Here is an 18,892-nt window from a genome sequence, read left to right on the forward strand (position 1 = left end):
TCTTCGGGTATGCTATAAATAGGATGGTGATAACCCGTGAACGCCAATATTTATTGGAATATTTATGATGATTATGCAGAGAAAATCCAGAACGGCGGCATTCCAGCCGGCGCCAAAATCCCATCGGAGAGCGAGCTCGCCGAAACCTACGGAACATCAAGGGAAACCGTTCGCAAGGCGCTCGGCCTGCTGTCCCAGAATGGCTATATTCACAAAGTGAAAGGCAAAGGTTCATTTGTGCTCGATTTGGGCCGGATGAAGTTTCCGATTACGGGATTGATCAGCTTTAAGGAAATGTCGGAGAAAATGGGCCGAAAATCAAGAACGCTCGTCCATAAGACGGAGCGGGTTCCCGCCTCCCGGGTCATCGCGGCTCATCTGGACCTCAAAGAAGGGGCGACGGTGTGGGAGGTGATCCGTTCCCGCGAAATTGAAGGGGAGCGGGTGATTTTGGACAAGGATTATTTTTTGCCGGAACGGGTTGAGGTCCTGACCCCGGAAATCGCCGGGAAATCCATTTATGACTATTTGGAACATACCTTGAATCTATCGATCAGCTACGCCAAAAAAGAGATTTCAGTCGAGCCGGCGACTCCCGAAGACCGTAACCTGCTCGATCTAAATAATCTTTCCCATGTTGTAGTCGTACGCAACTACGTATATCTGGAAGATACAACGTTGTTTCAATATACGGAGTCGCGGCATCGGCTCGACAAATTCCAGTTCGTCGATTTTGCCCGCCGGGCGCGTTAGGGTTAGCAGGAAGAACGGCGTACAGGCGCGGAGCCTCCGCCGTTTTCTTATTATATGAGGGGCTCAAGCAAGGCCGGTAAACCCGTTACGCGAAAGCTTTTTTTCCAAACTGCTTGTCGTACAGATCCTTGAACACTCCGTTCTTCTCCAGAAGCTGCTCATGCTTGCCTTCCTCAACGATCTTCCCTTCACTGACGACAAGGATATTGTCTGCCGCCAGAATCGTGGACAGACGGTGGGCGATGACGAGACTGGTCTTGTTCTTAAGCAGCACCGCCATGGCTTCTTGGACATAATATTCGGAGACCGTGTCGAGCGAAGAGGTCGCTTCGTCCATAATGATGATCGCCGGATTCTTCAGCAGGACTCTGGCGATGGAGATTCTCTGCTTCTCGCCGCCCGACAGCTTGATCCCCCGATTGCCCACCACCGTGTCATAGCCATCCGGAAGCTCCATAATAAAATCATGAATGTAGGCCGCCTTGCAGGCTTCAACCATCTTGTTCTCGTCCGTTTCGCTGACCGCATACAGCAAATTTTCACGGATTGTTCCGTTAAACAAGTACGTATCCTGGGTGACCAGGCCGATGCTCGACCGTAACGACTTTAGAGTGAGCGAAGCGATATCCGCGCCGCCGATCCTAATGCTGCCCGAATCGGGTTCGTACAGCCGGGGAATGAGATTCGTAATTGTTGTTTTTCCCGCTCCGCTCGGTCCGACCAGCGCAGTCATCGTTCCAGGCTCCGCCTTGAATGTGATATCCCGTAGAGCCGGCTTGCCTTGCTGATAGGCGAAGCTGACATTTCGGAATTCGATGCCGCTGTTCGTATCGTTGAGTGGAGCTGCCTGAGGACTGTCCACAATCTGGGGATCCATGTCAAAATAATCGAAAATGCGCTCGAACAAAGCGACCGACCGTTTGATTTCCACATACAAATTCGTAAGCTGCCCCACAGGGCTGTAAAGTCTGCCAAGCAGCGCCACAAAGGCGATAATGGCTCCGACGGTAATTTCCCCCTGAATAAAAAGATAGCCGCCGTACAAATAAATCAGCATAGGTCCGATGGAAGCGAACGTGCTGACCAGCATCATGAACCATCGCCCGGCCATGGACTCCCTGATTTGCAGGCGGGTTGCCGCCAAGCTGACTTCTCTGAACCTGGACCGCTCGGTGTCCTCCCGGGTGAACAGCTTCATCAGCATGTAGCCGCTGAGGCTGAGCGTTTCTTCAATAATATGGTTCTGTTCGGAAATTTTCTCCTGCGTTTGCTTGGCGAGTTTCCAGCGGACGCTGCCCATTTTGCGGGTGGGAGCGACGAACAGCGGGACTACCAGCACACTGACTAAGGCCAGCTTCCAGTTCATCAGAAACAGCGTCCCCGCCGTGCTTATCAGTACCAGCAGATTGCTGGCAAAATTCACGATCGTGCCGCTGAATACCCCCTGAATCCCCGAAATATCGCTGGTCATTCTGGTGATGACTTCACCCTGCTTCACATTCGAGAAGAACTGCAGCGGCATGTCTTGAAGATGACGGTACATCTGATTTTTCATATCATAGACGATATTTTGCGAAATAAAAGAGTTCAAATAACTCTGCAGCACGCCCAGCAGGCCGGATGCAACCGTTGCGCCCAGGGAGGCTGTGACCAGGAAGATCAGCATCCGCAAATCTTTGCCCGGGAGCGCATGATCGACGATTTGCTGAATGAGCAGAGGCGGCAGCAGTCCAAGCAGGGAAGTGAGAATCAGGATCGCCAGCACGACCAGCGTCTGTTTCCAATAAGGAAGGAAATAGCGGTAAATCCGCAGCAGCATGGCTTTGGAGAAATCCGGCTTCTCCAGGGAGTCGTCGAATTTCATTCTCCCCATAGTGGGTCCGGCAGTTCTTGACATATTGTATCACCAGCTTTGGTATGAATTGTAAGAGCCGGAATCGGCATCCGGCAGGCGTTTCGAAGACTTGCACATCAGCAGCGGCAAAAGTTACAGTTCGTTCAACAGCCGTTCATGCATTGTCAGCAGCCGCTCGATCTCATCATGTGAGAACTGGCGGAGAGCTCCGGCCAGTGCCTTGCGGGACAGGTCTTCCCGGTCATATTGTTCGCACAAGGCTCCCCCGGCCGGGGTAAGATGCAGCAGCGTCTCCCTGCGATCCTGCGGGGAGATTTCGCGAACCGCGAATTCTTTTTCAACGAGGGCGTCAATATGCAGGCTTACCCTGCTCTTGGGCATCCGCAGCCGCTCGGTCACTTCTTTCTGGGTGAGTCCGGGAACCGTACGGATCAACCGGAGAATATCGAGCTGATGCACGGTCAGTCCGGCCTCGGCGGCGCTTTGGTGGGCGAGTCTTTTAAGCTGCCTGGCAACGGAAAAAAAGGACCGGTAAACCTCCGCCGTATGGCAATGATCGTCCATTAGCTGTACCCTCCTCATTAGTTATCAATGAAAACAGTTTACAATAATAACTAAATAAATGCAAACAGACAGGAGAAATATCCCTTCATATTTTCCACATATTTTTCCGGTACACTGGACTTAAATAGATAAGAGACATTCTCAACACGGGAGGAAACTGATGAAAAAGCTATTGAAAATTGGAGCTGTCGCTTTGCTGTTCGGGTCGGTTCTGGCAGGATGTACACTGGGCGGCAAGGCGGATGAAGCGGCGAACAGTAATCCTGCGGATACTTCTGCTGTTGCAGTACCTTGGATCGGAACGAAAAATACGACGCGTATCAACACCTCCGATCCGGCAGCGGCGGCGGTACTTGTCTCACAGACCCTTTGGACAGCGCAGTCGGATGCCAGCCGCCCATCCAGCGTCGTGCTGACGGACGTGGCCAATTGGCAGATCGCCGCAGTCGCGACTGACCTGATTCATCATCCGAGCAACGGTCCGGTGCTCTTTTTTGACAAAGACAATGTACCTCAGGCTACGCTGGACGAGCTGAAGCGGCTGAATCCGAAAGGAGCCGAGAGCAATGACGGCATCCAGATCGTTATCGTCGGTCCGGTATCGGATAATGTGAAGCGGCAGCTGGATAATTTAAAAATGAAGATCGATCAGATTGCAGGCGATGATCCGGCTGCCGTGGCTGCGGCTATTGATGCGTATTACGCCAAGGTCGCCGGCGAGCTGCCGCAGGGCGTTGTCATTGGCTCGGCCGACAGCCCGGAGTATACCCTGCCTGCCGTCAACTGGATCGCGCACATGCCAGAGCCGCTGCTCTATGTCACCAAAGACAGTGTGCCGGATGCGACGGCGAAGGCGCTTGAGGGACGTTCCGGCAAGGCGTCCATTTATGTGCTCGGCCCCGAATCGGCTGTATCAGCCAAGGTTGAGGATGCGCTGAAGCAGTACGGAACGGTTACACGGATTTCCGGCAGCGATCCTTATCAGAATGCGATCGCTTTTGCCAAGTTCAAGGATTCTAGCAACGGATTCGGCTGGGGAATCACGACGCCGGGGCATAATTTCTCGTTCGTAACGACGGACTCCCCGGCGCTGGCCATTGCGGCCGCTCCGTTCAGCCATCTCGGCAAGCATGCACCGCTGCTGTTCACCGAGAAATCCGGCACGCCGGATTCGGTCATGAATTACCTGATGGAAGTAATGCCGAAGTTCCAGGACTCCCCGGCGGAAGGCCCGTATAACCACGCCTGGATTACCGGCGACAGCTCGGCCATTACGGCCAAGACGCAGAGCGAAATTGACGACATGCTGGAAATCTCCCCGGCATCCGGAGAGAACCCGCATTCCGGTCATTAGATCGGCGTCGGTAAGCAGTGGAATAAGAATTGCCGAAGTGTAGTTATAGGGAAAGGAGGCGAATAAGCGATGAAAAAGAAACTATGGATCGGCATCGGAGCAATCGTGCTGACGCTCGGCATCGGTACGGCGGTTTATGCCGCTGATGCGGGAAACTCTACTTTTCAAGAGTTGCTCCCCTTTATGAAAAAAATGCATCCGAACCTGTCCGAGCAGCAACTGAATGACATGCATAAATCCTGCGAAGAGCAGAACGGCAGCATGGGCACCATGATGAAGTCCGGTTCCGGGATGATGAAGAACATGGGAAGCATGATGAGCGGAAGTTCGATGATGTAATTGGTGCTGTGACGGGTAGAAAAATGGCGTGCGAATCGAGAGATTCGGCACGCCGTTTTTTTGTTTGGTCCGGGTGAAAGAGGTTGGCCCTTATAATAATATGGTAATAGTGCAACTAAAATCAATGGGGTACGACAGTGTTACAATTTATTATGAAACCCAGACCGTAAGCATTGTGCTTCGGATTGTTTGCGATTCCGGTGCTAAAGGATCAGCTTATGTAGATAACATCTACTTAATACAAGTTCCATAAGAAGGACTTTATCCGATAGTTGAATAATAACTTTGATAGGCCGCTGCTCTTGGTTTCGTTACAAGGAGTCAGTGGCTTATTGAATTTTTATCCAAAATATTAAATTTAAGGTCCTAATTTCTATTCGACACAAAAGGTTCATCTTAATTCGACAATTTACAAGTTTATCCGACATTATCTCCTAATGAAAATCAAGAAAAAATTAAGTTATATTTTAACAATAGAGTATTAGAAACATTGTGCTTAAAAAAGAAACATTGGGGGAAGACAGTTGAAAGTACATACATATGATTGGAAGAAGTCTGCCTGTGTCTTTTTGATCAGTGCAGTATTCTTGATGGGGTTCCTTAATCATTTTGTGAATCCTACTGCATCAGTGGAGGTTTCTGTTGGAAGCGGATTGAAAGGCGCTATCTATTTTATGTGATTCCTTTCCTATCTTATGATAAATCTACTGTTTTCTGTGAATATATCTATATTTAGAAAACTGAATTTAAAAAAGCAGTTTAATCCAATATTTGGAGGTTCCCTAATTGTTATATTATTTTCGCAATAACCTTAAAATCATTTGCTGTATTACAGGCTTTTTGCTACTTCTTTTCGTAAACCCTGATGTATTACAAGCAGCTAGCTATAACTATGATTCTCAATCTGGAAGACTCAGCAGTGTGGTTAATGATGATGGATCAATTATAATATTCCATTATGATAATAATGGAAACCTCGTTTCTAAAAAAAGTATTAAGAGTCCTATGGTTCAAGCACCAACGGAGGCTAATCTTTTAGATAACTCCTACGAGGTTTACGCCTACGGAGTAAGCAAGGGGGCCATTAACGTAACGTTTCCAACGTGGACCGAACATAATGGGAATGACGATTTGGCTTATCCGTGGGTTGCGGGTCAAAAAGTAGCAGATGGAATCTGGAAAGCTGTAGTTCCCTTTAACAAACATTTTAATGAAACTGGCCTATACTACAATGATGTGTGGGTGGATGGGACCTATTTTGGGGGAAGTCAAACTGTTGTACGGAGAAATACTGTCCGCATTCCTGAAAAAGTAAGCTTAAAGGATGGTAGCTACGATATTATCGTGGAAGGTATTCCTGAGAATATTAATAAACTTACCTTCTATACATGGACAGAGGCAAATGGACAAGACGACTTAAGGCAAAGCGGAGGACAAAAATTAGACTCAAATACATGGAAGATAACCATTCCATTTAATGAACACAACAATGAAACAGGTGTTTATATTACCCATATTTACACGATTGATTCATATGGCAATAGTACGGGAATCGGAGTTAGTACAATGGCTGCTTCTTTTGTTCAAGCACCAACGGAGGCTAATCTTTTAGATAACTCCTACGAGGTTTACGCCTACGGCATAAGCAAGGAGGCCATTAATGTAACGTTTCCGACGTGGACCGAACATAATGGGAATGACGATTTGGCTTATCCGTGGGTTGCGGGTCAAAAAGTAGCAGATGGAATCTGGAAAGCTGTAGTTCCCTTTAACAAACATTTTAATGAAACCGGCCTATACTACAATGATGTGTGGGTGGATGGGACCTATTTTGGGGGAAGTCAAACTGTTGTACGGAGAAATACTGTCCGCATTCCTGAAAAAGTAAGCTTAAAGGATGGTAGCTACGATATTATCGTGGAAGGTATTCCTGAGAATATTAATAAACTTACCTTCTATACATGGACAGAGGCAAATGGACAAGACGACTTAAGGCAAAGCGGAGGACAAAAATTAGACTCAAATACATGGAAGATAACCATTCCATTTAATGAACACAACAATGAGGCAGGTGTTTATACTACTCATATTTACACGATTGATTCATTTGGCAATAGTACGGGAATCGGAGTTCAAACTACAGCGTATTAATATTGTTTTTTAGTAATCAACTACAAATCTAAACAAGGAGTAAGGAGAAAAGACTTTAAAGGGAATTAATGTTAGTAAAATAAAAATAATACTCTTAGATGACTTGTTGTACAATAATTTGCTTGATTATATTTTACAAATTCATTCTATGTTAGCTCGGGAGTCCGGCTGTTTGTAAAGACAAGCAATTAAGAGTTTTTGGGAGTGATAATATCAATGAAGAGAATTAGGCGGGGGTTTATATTCACGAGTGTACTGATGGCTGTATTATGGGGAGGAATGACCAACGCTTTAGCTCTGGAGGCCTATTCCAGCTACATTATGATTGATATGGGAGCAACCACACAGAGGCAAACCGTCTATATTTATAACCAGGGGCGTTTGGAAACGGAGATTAGGCCAGATAATTCAATGCTTCAATACACGTATGACAAAAGCGGCAACCTGCTAAAACGAAGCCGGGGCTATTCATCCGAGCCTTACCTATTCAGTACTACGGCACAATCGTATGATGTCTATCTCAAAAGTGTTCCCGAGAGTACCCAGAAGGTGGAATTCCCGACTTGGACAGCGCAAGCCGATCAAGATGACCTTGAATGGATTCCGGGAGAAAAAGTAGGGAACGGTGTCTGGAAAGCTACAGTCATGTACAGTCGGCATGGAGGACAGAAAGGCACCTATATCACCCACATCTATGCAGATGGTAAATATGTTGGTGGCACATCCGCACAAGTACAGGATAGTCAGAGAATTATTGCGCCGCAGGAGGCGTCTTTGGCGGACGGATACTATGAAGTGAGCGTTGAAGGTGTGGCTCGTACAGTGCAAGAAGTTCGTTTCCCCAGCTGGACCGCAAACAACGATCAGGATGACCTTGAAAATCCGTGGATTATCGGAGAAAAGATAGACGATACCACTTGGCGCATTCGCGTACCCTTCAGCAAACATAATTTTGAAACCGGAAATTATTTTACCCATATCTACTCTTTTGACAAGTACGGGAACATAGGAGGAGTTGGAGGTACAGTGGTTAACGTCAAAGGAGGTGCTGGTGGCTCTACGGAAACCGACCTTTCCGGCGTTTCCTATGATGTATTTATGTATGGTGTAGACCCACAGGCGCAGCATGTTTATTTTCCGACTTGGACAGCAAATCAGGATCAAGATGATATCGAATGGATCGAGGGTGTAAAGGTTGCAAATGGAGTTTGGAAAGGAACGGTTGTCTATGCCAAACACCAATCTGAGACAGGGAATTACATTACCCATATTTATACAGATGGCAAAATGATAGGATATTGGAGTTTTAACGTTACTAATACGGTAACAGTTGAAGCGCCGAAGACGGTCATGTTAGGCAGTCTGTTCTATGATGTGACCATCTCGGGAGTTCCCTCAAATGTAACTGATGTCAAGTTTCCGACGTGGACGGACAGTAATGGTCAGGATGACATTCAATGGACGAGCGGAGAGCGTATCAGCCCTACAAGCTGGCGTGTTCGAATTCCGTTCTATATTCACAATAATGAAACAGGCACCTATATTACACATATTTATGCCTATGATGCATATGGAAACCATCGTGCAGTAGGTGGGATGACGGTAAATGTAGGGAATTAAGGGAGTCAGATGTCAATTGAGGGATAATATTAACTCTTGTTTTGAAGAAAGGAAAGAGATGATTAACAAAAAATATTCTAAAGCCTATATGATAGTTTTTTTAGTAATTATAATTTCGTTAGCGACGATGTCACCCGTGTACAGCTTTTCTAATGATAATAAGAACTACACCTATGATGCAAATGGCAGACTTACGTATATCGATTCCAGAAGTGATAGACTAAGTCTCCAGTACGATCTGCAAGGAAACCTGACTTCTAAAATTAATGAAACTAATTTAAACGGAAGATACAGTATGAAGTCTACGGGCATTACCTCGTATGGAGAACAAGATTATAGCAGTGTTCAAGGTCAGGCAAACTGGTACTACCAACAGTGGGATGGATCAAATTATACGAATCTTACCTATAAAAACGGTCAGTGGGAAGGACAAACACCATTTACGATCATTTATAAAAATTTCCAACATCCGGATCAAACGGATTCTGTCCGTAAATGGGTCGCTCCCAGATCGGGAATGATTCGAATTACAGGTAATGTAGCTAAAAACAATCCCGGCGGCGGCGGCGACGGTGTAGTTGCAAGCATATTAAAGAATAAAACAAAACTATGGATCAAATCGATCGCTTACAATGACACAGCGGGGTATGATGTGGAACTAACAGTGGGAGTCAGATCCGGGGATGCCATTTATTTTATCGTTAATAAAAATAAAGAAAGCACCTATGATGGTACGGTCTGGAATCCGGCAATTGACTTTATTGAATCTTATTCGGCAGAAGAAGAATTTAGCAGCGTCCAAGGACAAAATAACTGGTACTACCAACAGTGGGACGGATCAAACTACACGGATTTAACGTATATGAACGGCCAGTGGGTAGGGAGAACCCCGACAACCATCGTTACAAAAGATTTTCAGCATCCGGATGAAACGGATTCCGTCCGAAAATGGGTAGCTCCCAAATCGGGAATGATTCGGATTGCAGGTAATGTAGGGAAGGAGAATCCCGGCGGTGGTGATGGAGTAATCGCAACCATAGTAAAGAACAAAATCAAACTGTGGACGAAAACTATTACTTACAATGACATGGTAGGTTATGAAGTGGGTTTAACCGTAGGTGTCAGCGCTGGGGATGCGATTTACTTTATCATTAACAAAAATGGGGATGGGGCTTATGACGGTACGAAATGGACACCGGTGATTGCTTACATGGGGTCACATTCGGCGGAAGAAGAATATAGCGACATTCAAGGACAAAATAACTGGTACTACCAACAGTGGGACGGATCAAACTACACGGATTTAACGTATATGAACGGTCAGTGGGAAGGAAGAACTCCGACAACTATCGTTACAAAAGACTTTCAGCATTCAGACCAAACAGATTCTGTCCGAAAATGGGTAGCTCCCAAATCGGGGATAATTCGGATTGCAGGAAATGTAGCGAAAGAGAATCCTGGCGGCGGGGATGGAGTAATTGCCAGTATAGCTAAAAACAAAGTCAAGTTATGGACTCAAACCATTGCCTATAATGACATGGCGGGCTATGAAATTGGACTGACGGTAGGAGTCAGCGCCGGGGATGCCATCTATTTTACTCTGAACAAAAATGGGGATGGGGCTTATGACGGTACGAAATGGACACCGGTGATTGCTTACATGGGGTCACATTCGGCGGAAGAAGAATATAGCGACATTCAAGGTCAAAATAACTGGTACTACCAGCAATGGGATGGATCAAACTACACGGATTTAACCTACAAGAACGGTCAGTGGGAAGGAAGAACTCCAACAACTATCGTTACAAAAGACTTTCAGCATCCGGATGAAACGGACTCAGTGCGAAAATGGGTAGCTCCCAAGTCAGGAATGATTCGGATTGCAGGAAATGTAGCGAAAGAGAATCCTGGCGGCGGGGATGGAGTGATTGCCAGTATAGCTAAAAACAAAGTCAAGTTATGGACGCAAACCATTGCCTATAATGACATGGCGGGCTATGAAATTGGACTGACGGTAGGAGTCAGCGCCGGGGATGCCATCTATTTTACTCTGAACAAAAATGGAAATGGAGCCTATGACGGTACAAAGTGGACGCCGGCAATTGCTTATATTGATTAGGGGGGGCGTTATGAAAAAATTTATTCTACTCATTCTCATTGCCGTAATAACAATTCTTCATTCTTCCACGGTAGAAGCTATGAAATACACGTATACGAAAACGGGCCAGTTAGCAATGATTACCGTTTCACCAGGAAAATACTTAAATTTTCAGTATGATCGCAACGGAAATATGATTGGCAGGAAAAACTTAACGTGTCTAAATCAAGAATACAAGCTGATTAATGTAAATAGCGGCAAAGCGTTGGATGTCAATGCGGGGAATACGGAAAACGGAACAAAAATCCAGATTGAAACCGATAATGGAACAGACGCCCAGAGGTGGTTGATCTGCAATGCTCCCAATGAATCTTATAAACTTATAAATGTAAATAGTGGCAAGGCGCTTGATGTAAGCGGCGGGAAGACGAATGAAGGTACCCCTGTGTGGCTCTGGAACGATAACGGAACGGAAGCTCAACAATGGCGTATGGTGAACAACGGCGACGAAACATACACGTTCATAAATGTACATAGCAATAAAGCCCTGGATGTAGCAGGGGGAGGGGTTACTAACGGGACACCTTTACAAATCTGGACGAATAATGGGACAACGGCGCAGAAATGGAGGTTGGTAAAATCTTTTCCGAATGGATACGAGATTAAGATTACGCATACGGTCAGCGGTAAAGCACTGGATGTCAGGTGGGGCGGTACGTCTGACGGAATGCCAATCCAATTATAGACAGATAACGGGACCACCGCACAAAGCTGGCGTATTTACGATACGGGCGGGAATCGATACAAATTGATTAACATCAACAGCGGCAAGGCTCTTGAGGTTGCGGGCGGGAACACTTCCAACGGCGCTGTCGTACAAATCTGGACAGATAATGGAACGACATCTCAACAATGGACAATAAAAGAGAATGAAGATGGTTCTTATACATTAATCAATGTGAACAGCAACAAGGCACTTGATATACCTGGTGGAAATAGTGACGATGGAACCCCATTACAAATCTGGACAGACAATGGGACAACATCGCAAAAGTGGTTCTTTATTTCTAATGGCAACTAAAAAATGCAGAGAGGAATGAGGGTGACGAAATCCATTCATGTCAGATACCTGGTTTTATTGGTCATTCTGCTTCAAGCAAGTTTAATTTATGCCACACCCGGAAATGCGGAAAATGCACCAGCAGGCAGTATTTCTTATCATTATGATCGAGCAAGCCATCGCTTGGAATATGCCATTAACCATTTTAGGAAATGTCACTTATTACCTATATGACCGTAATGGAAATCTGAAACGAAAACTTGCTTCAACAAGCTTTCCGGTCTTTGCGTCATCCAGCCTTGAAGGCTGGGAAACTTATAAATTGGGAGACAGCAATGTGGGAACGGTATGGTCTTCTGAAGCGCAAGGAACGGAGAATGATGTACAATGGATCGCCCTAGATGGCGGACATTCCTAAATCTTTGGAGGAATTACCTTAACTCCTCGGGCCCAGTTATCTTTTCCGCTAGATTTCAAGATTCAATCCAGTAGCGATGCTGTCACTTGGACCGATATTCCAGAGCAATCTTACAGCAATTATGGAAATGACGGCTCATCGCATACCTTTACGTTTAAGAAACCGGTAATTGCCAGATACATACGCGTCTATGCCACGAAATTGGGAAGAGATGATATGGGAGGATACTATTTTCAGCTAGCCGAAGTAAAGGCTCATCTTTCTGCCGCAGCTACCTCCTCCAGTTTAGACGGTTGGGAAGCGGCTAAATTGACCGACGGCAATCCGGGAACCGGCTGGTCCAGTCATGGGCATCCAGAAGAGAATGGCACCGAATGGGTAGCTTTGGATTTGGGAAGCTCACAGATGGTTGGCGGAGTTCATATGTATCCTCGGGCAACATTGGGCTTTCCCCAGGATTTTAAAATTCAATTCAGCAACGATGCATTGAACTGGAGCGATATTCCCGGACAGTCATACACCCATTATGTCAATGACGGATCGATGCATACTTTTACATTTGTTAATCCGGTTATCGCTCGTTATGTGCGAGTGTATGCGACCAAGCTAGGTGCCGATGACATGGGGAACTACTATTTCCAATTGAATGAATTACAGATTGTACCATCCAAAGTTGCGGCTTCCTCCAGTTTGGAGGGTTGGGCAGCGTCCAAGTTGATAGATGGTAATACGGGAAGCACGTGGTCCAGTCATGGGCATCCGGAAGAGATTGGCATCGAATGGATAGCCATTGATCTGGAAACCGCGAAGAACATAGAGGGAGTCCGTTTAACTCCTCGGGCGACATTGAGCTTCCCCAAGGATTTTAAAATCCAAAGCAGCAATGATGCATTAACCTGGACGGATATTCCTGAACAGTCCTACAGCAATTATGTAAACAATGGGTCTGTTCAGATTTTCAACTTTCAGACTCCGGTAAATGCCAGATACTTGCGGGTTTATGCCACAAAGTTGGGAAGAGATGATATGGGAGGTTACTATTTTCAGTTGAATGAAGTGAACATTGTGTTTCCTGCATCTCGTTAGCCGATGTATAACTATCATGAATTAACAGATAAATGAAATTAGTTTACAAAGACAGGGGAGTTTTGGTTTGAAGCAAATGAAAAAGTTAAACCCGTTCTTATCCGTCATTCTTTCTATCGCCTTATTATTCGGCTGCTTTCCCAACACGGTGGGAACTGCAACAGCCACTGGAAGCACAGGGAGCGCTTCCGCTAAATCCGCTGCAAGGACAACAGGCCTCAAACCCCATCCGACTGCGCCGTCAGACATTATACCTGAATCTGAAAACTTTCCAGAACCACCGACGGACAACGCTAAGATCAAGGCTAAAGCCTCTTTAAAACCCAATTTACCGCCTCTCGACGAAGTCGCTTCGGTAAAGGGAGCTGTATACGGTCAGAAAGACCCTTCGGTCATCCCATTCCTTAAAGCCCGAACGCTTGAAAAGCAGGGTCTTCTGGGTTCGGCATCGTCACGTCGCTCAACTGCAACTGATAAGATATTATCACAAGATCTAACTCAACCCGAAATTGAGGATCTGGCACGGGCTGGAGCATCAAAGGAAGATATATACTGGATTAACTTCCTCATGCTGGACTCGTCCAAGCGAACCCCTCTCGAGCTTCTGAAATGGAGGCAGCAAGGGAAGCTGACCTGGGAAGAGATTCAGCGCGAACTTGAAAAAGAGCTTACCGTGAAAGGGGAAGAGGCATCGGTTCAAGATTCCGTGTATGGAGAGAAGGAAGAAAGCCTCTCCCTCCATCAACGCCAAACCGTGACCTCGCAAGTATATAATGAGGAGCCGAGTACTACCAACCAACTAGAAATGGCCGCCTCCATGAATACCGCTTTTGATATGACTGTGGCCAGCGTGTTGGAGGGAGCAGTCAGAGAGGCGCAAATCAATCAAACGAATAAACCCCAGTTTGAAGACCGCAGCGCCACGAACGAAACGGTTGATCCTGTTTCCGGATCGCTAACCTGGAAGAAAAACATGATCCATTTGCCCGGACGGGATGGACTCGATCTGGATATTGGGCTGATGTACAACTCCAACGAGGTGTATCCCTTCAGAAGAGAATATAACGATTGGAGCGGCTATCATACGAGAGGGAGCTACAGCCGTCTGGGAACGGGGTGGTCCTTTCAATTTCCATCTGTACAAAGTTTTGGCGATTATCAGTATTATAATAATGGAAAAGGAAGCGTCTACCGGACAGAGAGATATTGGGGGGGGTGGGATCCGCTAGTACAGTATACCAAACTAGTGAATTACAAAGGAAAGGACATGCAGTTTGTATATGATGATTCCCATGTTTTCAGTAACGGTCAAAAGAGCTCAGACTACTATATGGAATATGCAGATCAAAAGCGTGAATATTTTTCATATAATGGCTTATTACTCGGAATCGTGGACCGCTTCGGTAATACCATCACCTTTAAATATGAAATCCAGACCATGTACGATGGGTATCAACCTGAATTACTCACGTCAATAACGGATACGTTGGGCAGAGAGGTGACGTTCACTTACGAGAACACCTTGAACATGCCAGAGCCCTTCACGGGGGAGAATGTCTACATTCGTGTCTATGAAGGAGGCAACGAAGTCCAAAAGGTGACGTTGACCAAAGGACGGGTTCAGACGACCGTTAATGAATTGCAGACGTATGTCCCTAGGCTATGGTCCATCACCGATCAGGCCGGGGAGACTACCTACTTTGACTACAGATACGAATTTGCGAGATACAATCCGCATTCTCTCTATTATGGTGAGCAAGATTATAACTATTACTCACTGCTAAAAAAGGTGATGTATCCGAATTCCACAACCGACTATGAATATAACGGGGCCATCCGTCATATCGGATATTATGAGACGGTTGAAGAATTTCAGGTGTCCTCCAGAAGTGATCATACGGGCACCAAAGCCTATAATCAAATCGGGTACAGCTATATCGGGAATTACACGGGAGAAAATCTTTGGGATTACCCAGAATTACCTGAAAGCTATCACTACAGTTCAACGGCTACACTGCAAAGCGATACGAGCACAAACGGACAGAGAACCACCCGAACCTTTGATGGTAAAGGCCGATTAATTTCTACCGATACACAGGCAGCCAACGGAGAACGGCAAGTGGTAACCAATACTGCTTTCCATGATCTCTTCCTGTATTCACCGACTAGAACGACGATATCAGATTATGGGGCCGGTGACAGCGAGGCAACGGCCAACCATTTGTATACGGAGACGAGCTATACGGACTGGGGGCTGGTGGGAACTCAAACCGAGCCGTTGACCGGTGATCAATTTAACAATCCCAATATTAAGCAGCACTATACGACCACGCTGACGTATGAACCGAACTATCGTATGCTGGAGTCGAAATCATGGTATCAAAAAGAAACGGATGCAAGCCCGTTAACGGAGCGCTATACCTATACGGGAGAAGGCCGTTTATCTACCTTTACCAACGCTAAAAATGAACAGACTTCTTACACGTACGGCTACATCAATGGCTTAAAACAGATTCATCAGGTGACTGCCGAAACCAGGGCGGATAACAAGCTGGCAGCCAAAACGGTGACCAACTATGGAGCTGACTACCAATATGCCTATCCGACGGAACAGCAGCAATGGTTTAATATCGGTACAGCGGAGCAGAAGATCGTTAAGAAGACCATGGCTTACGATCGGGGGACGGGCAGGCTGATCCGGGAAAGCGACGGCAACAATCAGTCGGTCTCTTATGAGTATGACCCAGTAGGAAGGCTAAAAAAAGAAACACATCCGGTAAGATCCAACCAAAATGGAGAATCATACAGCGAGGTTGTGGAATATAACTATTACCATATGACCTCTGGGAACTTTGATGCGGTCAATGCGGGAACCCCTGTATTAAAGGTGGATTCCATCAAAACCGTAACCCAATTGTCCAATGGCTATACCGTTAAAACGTATGCCAATACGCTCTATAACGGAATGGGACTGGCTCTTTTAGAGGAACATTGGGATGAGAATGCCGGAAAATGGATTTTCACTCAATACCACTACGACGATTTGGGACGGCCGGTCTATCAGAAAGATGGGCTGGGCAATGAAATAACAGTCGGTTATGATGCCTGGGGCAGACAAAATCGAGCGACGGATACTTACGGAAATGTCTATGTGACGGATCATGACTTGAAGCAGCGGAAATCGACGGACTACATGGTGGCTGCCGATACGCAGGAGAAGCTAAACTATCTGGAAACGGCATACGACCCTAGGGGCCGGGTCATTTCCAAGCGGACGTATAAAGATTGGCCGAGCCAGTCGCAGCCGATCGCCGAAAGCTACCAATACGACATCAGTGGCAATGTGATTGGTTACACCGACCCGATGAATCACCGGAATGACGGCGGTGTGACCACTGCCTATAGCTATGATGCCCTAAACCGGCTGATCGCCGTGCAGGATGCGCTGAACCAAACGACCCGCTACAGCTATGACGGCAACGGCCAACTGTCTAAAGTGACGGTGCAGGCCAAAGGCGGAGCGGAGCAAACGCTGAATTCGAAGAACTATAACGAAATCGGGCTGCTGGCCTCGAAGCAGGACGGCGCGTCAAGAAGCGAAAGCTTGTCTTATAATACGCTGGGTCAATTGACGGGCCGGACGGATCGCAACGGCACCGTGTTCGGATATAGCTACGACGAGAGCGGCCAACTGAAAACCAGCACGGTCAGTGGGACGATCAATAATGCGCCGCAGACGCAGGAGATCCAAACGATCTTTGGGGATGGATCCCCGCGATATCAATCGATCAAAACCTACATCAATGGAGCCGAAAAAGCCACGCAGAGGCTGCAACTGGATAGCCTGGGCCAAGTACGAAATAACTATTCCATTGCCTATTCATCCAATGGGTCGGGAAACCATTCCGCCTATATTCTGAATCAGCGAGACGCGCTCGGACGGATCACTCAGCTTAACGATAACTACCTGAACTTCTATGTGAATTACCAGTACAATAAGCAACGACTGGACAAAGTGCAGACCAACGGCAGCTCCGCCGTCAACGGCGATGCCTCGGCCAATGTACAGTACAGCTACTATGCCAATGATCTGGTGAAATCGATCACCTATCCGCCGCTGACGGACGGCAGTATCCTGAAGACAGAGTATACGTATAACAAGGCACTGGGCTGGACCGAGACTGTGAGGAATACGAAGGGCGGCAGCGTGCTTTCCAGCTATAGCTATAGTTATGATGACAACGGCAACATCACGGCTGTAAGCGAAGTCCGTAACGACGGAGTGGCGCAAACGACGAGCTATGGCTATGACGCCTTGAATCGTCTAGTGTCAATTACCCGTCCAGATGGCGGCAGCACGACGTATACGTACGATGTGCGGGGCAATCGGCTGACAATGAGTGATACGGTAAGTACCAGTATGGACCTGGCGGATACGAGCTACAGCTACGACTTACTGAACACGTTGACCTCGGTCACCAAGGACGGCAGCACGACGAGCTTTCAATATTATGCCGACGGTTTGCGCTATCTTAAAAGCACCGGCAACACCCACACCCAGGTGAACTATGATTTTAACGGCCAAGTGATTACGGAAGAGAAGCTGAACGGCGGAAGTATCGTAGAGCAATCGACGTTTGTAAGAGGCGACCGGGTACTGGTAAAGAAGGACAAGACAGCAGGAAAAGATTACTATTACTTGTACAACGGTCACGGAGACGTGGTACAGATCGTGGATACGAGCGGGAATCCCGTCAACAGTTACGCTTATGACGCCTGGGGGAACATTACGAGCCAGACCGAAGGGACATCTAACTCGTTCAAGTATGCAGGAGAAGTGTACGACGCCGAAACCGGACTTTACTATTTGCGGGCACGGTATTATGATCCAAGTATTGGGCGGTTTTTGAATGAGGATACGTATGAGGGGCAGATTGATAATCCCCTGAGTCAGAACTTGTATACGTATGTGGAGAATAATCCGTTGATTTATACAGACCCGACAGGACATTATACATTTAAAGATGACCCAAGCCAGCCAGCAGTAGTTCAGGGTTACGTAGTTAGCACAGACATGCATGCTAGTGACAAACTAGTTGAGTTTCTTAAAACATATGAAACTTTCTCTGCGCAATGGTATTATGCAACCAAGGAAGAAAAAGAGAGAAATATAAAGACGATAGGTTATGGGCATGTAATTCAACCTGGAGAGGAAAAATTACTTAAAGGAATTACCGAAGAGCAAGCACTATCTTTATTGAAGTCGGATATTCAGAACAAAGCCGAGAATTATATAAATGACTGGGCAGACCGTAATGGTATCGTTTTTACACAGCAACAGTTTGATGCTCTTGTTAGTTGGAAATTTAATGGAGGTGATTTTTTAAATCGTGATCCAGGAAAAATGCTGAAAGAAGGTGATTTTTCATCTTCTGAGTTTCAAAATGAATTTAAAAATGAAATGCTTTTATGGGTAAAAGGTAGTGGAAAGAAGCTGCCAGGATTATATATGCGTAGATATGATGAATGGGAAATGTTTGTAAATGGTGATTATACTAGAAATTACAACAGAGTGCTTCCCAAGGGGTTTTAAA

The 18,892-nt window shown here is 46.4% G+C and carries 12 protein-coding genes and 2 pseudogenes; 11 read left to right on the forward strand and 3 right to left on the reverse strand.

Annotation, left to right across the window (positions count from 1 at the left end):
- Positions 1-36: 36 nt before the first annotated feature.
- On the forward strand, positions 37-753 hold the full coding sequence (treR, locus tag VK70_RS07200) for a trehalose operon repressor (protein WP_025700053.1): 717 nt from the start codon (positions 37-39) through the stop codon (positions 751-753).
- A gap of 85 nt (positions 754-838) precedes the next feature.
- Here the strand turns inward: treR and VK70_RS07205 are convergent, their stop codons facing one another.
- On the reverse strand, positions 839-2,617 hold the full coding sequence (locus tag VK70_RS07205) for an ABC transporter ATP-binding protein (protein WP_233277780.1): 1,779 nt from the start codon (positions 2,615-2,617) through the stop codon (positions 839-841).
- Positions 2,618-2,740: 123 nt separating this feature from the next.
- Complete coding sequence (locus VK70_RS07210) at positions 2,741-3,172, reverse strand: MarR family winged helix-turn-helix transcriptional regulator (RefSeq protein WP_025700051.1); 432 nt, start codon at positions 3,170-3,172, stop codon at positions 2,741-2,743.
- A 160-nt stretch (positions 3,173-3,332) separates the two neighbouring features.
- Here VK70_RS07210 and VK70_RS07215 point away from each other — a divergent pair, with 160 nt between their 5' ends.
- The 9 genes and pseudogenes from VK70_RS07215 (at position 3,333) to VK70_RS07255 (ending at position 13,298) form a co-directional block, all read left to right on the forward strand.
- On the forward strand, positions 3,333-4,526 hold the full coding sequence (locus VK70_RS07215; RefSeq protein WP_046723058.1) for a cell wall-binding repeat-containing protein: 1,194 nt from the start codon (positions 3,333-3,335) through the stop codon (positions 4,524-4,526).
- A 69-nt stretch (positions 4,527-4,595) separates the two neighbouring features.
- Positions 4,596-4,865, forward strand: coding sequence for a hypothetical protein (locus tag VK70_RS07220; protein ID WP_025698230.1), 270 nt, complete (start codon positions 4,596-4,598; stop codon positions 4,863-4,865).
- A gap of 786 nt (positions 4,866-5,651) precedes the next feature.
- Entirely contained in the window at positions 5,652-7,016 is a 1,365-nt protein-coding gene (locus VK70_RS07225) for a GBS Bsp-like repeat-containing protein (RefSeq protein ID WP_052755986.1), read from the forward strand.
- A gap of 258 nt (positions 7,017-7,274) precedes the next feature.
- Complete coding sequence (locus VK70_RS07230; RefSeq protein ID WP_233277781.1) at positions 7,275-8,636, forward strand: GBS Bsp-like repeat-containing protein; 1,362 nt, start codon at positions 7,275-7,277, stop codon at positions 8,634-8,636.
- 58 nt (positions 8,637-8,694) lie between these two features.
- Positions 8,695-10,755, forward strand: coding sequence for a hypothetical protein (locus tag VK70_RS07235; protein WP_144415197.1), 2,061 nt, complete (start codon positions 8,695-8,697; stop codon positions 10,753-10,755).
- 172 nt (positions 10,756-10,927) lie between these two features.
- Positions 10,928-11,815: pseudogene (locus VK70_RS29330) on the forward strand (RICIN domain-containing protein).
- Between the two features lie 142 nt (positions 11,816-11,957).
- Positions 11,958-12,212: a hypothetical protein gene (locus VK70_RS07250; protein WP_144415198.1), complete on the forward strand. Its 255-nt coding sequence runs from the start codon at positions 11,958-11,960 to the stop codon at positions 12,210-12,212.
- Between the two features lie 12 nt (positions 12,213-12,224).
- Positions 12,225-12,401: pseudogene (locus tag VK70_RS29470) on the forward strand (discoidin domain-containing protein); the annotation flags it as partial.
- Between the two features lie 27 nt (positions 12,402-12,428).
- The gene (locus VK70_RS07255) at positions 12,429-13,298 is read left to right on the forward strand and encodes a discoidin domain-containing protein (protein WP_025694740.1); all 870 of its coding nucleotides are present in this window, start codon (positions 12,429-12,431) and stop codon (positions 13,296-13,298) included.
- Between the two features lie 21 nt (positions 13,299-13,319).
- On the opposite strand, the gene VK70_RS28245 is transcribed toward VK70_RS07255, so the two are convergent.
- A complete protein-coding gene (locus tag VK70_RS28245) occupies positions 13,320-13,625 on the reverse strand; it encodes a hypothetical protein (RefSeq protein ID WP_025694739.1) in 306 nt (101 codons plus the stop codon).
- A gap of 241 nt (positions 13,626-13,866) precedes the next feature.
- Between VK70_RS28245 and VK70_RS07265 the strand changes: the two genes are divergently transcribed.
- A complete protein-coding gene (locus tag VK70_RS07265; RefSeq protein ID WP_025694738.1) occupies positions 13,867-18,891 on the forward strand; it encodes an RHS repeat-associated core domain-containing protein in 5,025 nt (1,674 codons plus the stop codon).
- Position 18,892: the final 1 nt, after the last annotated feature.

The organism is Paenibacillus durus ATCC 35681, assembly GCF_000993825.1.
Lineage (GTDB): Bacteria > Bacillota > Bacilli > Paenibacillales > Paenibacillaceae > Paenibacillus_AQ > Paenibacillus_AQ durus_B.

Coding starts and splice junctions, on each gene's coding strand:
- VK70_RS07205 (WP_233277780.1), bottom strand. CDS start 2,617: ATGAAATTCGACGACTCCCTGGAGAAGCCGGATTTCTCCAAAGCCATG.
- VK70_RS07210 (WP_025700051.1), bottom strand. CDS start 3,172: ATGGACGATCATTGCCATACGGCGGAGGTTTACCGGTCCTTTTTTTCC.
- VK70_RS07215 (WP_046723058.1), top strand. CDS start 3,333: ATGAAAAAGCTATTGAAAATTGGAGCTGTCGCTTTGCTGTTCGGGTCG.
- VK70_RS07220 (WP_025698230.1), top strand. CDS start 4,596: ATGAAAAAGAAACTATGGATCGGCATCGGAGCAATCGTGCTGACGCTC.
- VK70_RS07230 (WP_233277781.1), top strand. CDS start 7,275: ATGGCTGTATTATGGGGAGGAATGACCAACGCTTTAGCTCTGGAGGCC.
- VK70_RS07235 (WP_144415197.1), top strand. CDS start 8,695: ATGATTAACAAAAAATATTCTAAAGCCTATATGATAGTTTTTTTAGTA.
- VK70_RS07250 (WP_144415198.1), top strand. CDS start 11,958: ATGATCGAGCAAGCCATCGCTTGGAATATGCCATTAACCATTTTAGGA.
- VK70_RS07255 (WP_025694740.1), top strand. CDS start 12,429: ATGGGAGGATACTATTTTCAGCTAGCCGAAGTAAAGGCTCATCTTTCT.
- VK70_RS07265 (WP_025694738.1), top strand. CDS start 13,867: ATGCTGGACTCGTCCAAGCGAACCCCTCTCGAGCTTCTGAAATGGAGG.